Source organism: Paenibacillus sp. Y660 (assembly GCF_057221575.1).
In genome coordinates this window covers 1-775 of sequence record NZ_JBXBBJ010000087.1, presented here as the reverse complement: position 1 = coordinate 775, position 775 = coordinate 1, and the positions used below count along the sequence as shown (strand labels likewise).

Annotated in this window: 2 protein-coding genes; both read right to left on the bottom strand. The window is 43.4% G+C overall.

What is annotated here, in order from left to right; genetic code table 11:
• The coding region (locus AC2TDN_RS26560; protein ID WP_484690739.1) for an IS5 family transposase at window positions 1–347 on the bottom strand (347 nt) is incomplete at its 3' end.
• A gap of 8 nt (window positions 348–355) precedes the next feature.
• Window positions 356–709 (bottom strand): IS5 family transposase, encoded by a 354-nt coding sequence (locus AC2TDN_RS26555; protein ID WP_484690738.1) that lies wholly within the window; start codon window positions 707–709, stop codon window positions 356–358.
• Between the last annotated feature and the right edge of the window lie 66 nt (window positions 710–775).

The window sequence follows — 775 nt, the reverse complement described above, 5'->3', positions numbered from 1 at the left end:
TAACGAGTAGCCACACGGCGAAAGTGTTTGATTTTATTAAAAAAGCACTCAACTAAGTGGCGTTCTTTGTACCGATACCAATCCACTTTCCATGGATTTTGACTATTCGCTTTAGGCGGAATGGTGTAGGATGCCTGCCTAGCCGTAATCCAATTCCGAATCGCTTCTGAGCCATAGGCTTTGTCGCCAAGAATATGGCTTCCCGTAACATCCAATTCTTGAAGTAAATCGATTGCTGGAACCGAATCGTAGACTTGACCACCCGTCAGAAGAAACGCGAGAGGATTTCCTAATCCATCGACTACCGTATGAAGTTTGGTTGTCTTTCCGCCACGACTGACGCCGATGTGCTGATTTACTTCGTTTCCTTTTGCGTTTTTTTAGCGCCAGCACTGTGTTGATGGGCTTTAACCGATGTAGAATCAATGCTCAAGTTTTCAAAGTCAGGTTCTACGTGAAGTGCTTGGAAGATGGCGAAAAGTAATTCCGTATCTCTCCATTTGCAGAATCGACTGTAGGCGGTTTTCCATGAACCGTATCGTTCTTCCGGCAGATCACGCCATGCGGCCCCACTACGAGCGATCCAAAGAATAGCATTAAACATGATGCGATTACTTAATTTTGACGGACGCCCTGTTTTATATGGAGGGAACATATCCTTAATTTGTTCCCATTGTTCATCGCTTAGTTCATACCGTCTTTGAATCATGATTGATGCTCCAATCGTTTTTCTCAAATCATATCACAAAATTCTTTAGTTTTCAGACACATCCTA

Excerpts from the sequence above, each read along its gene's own strand:
- AC2TDN_RS26555 (WP_484690738.1), bottom strand. The coding sequence starts at position 709 with ATGATTCAAAGACGGTATGAACTAAGCGATGAACAATGGGAACAAATT.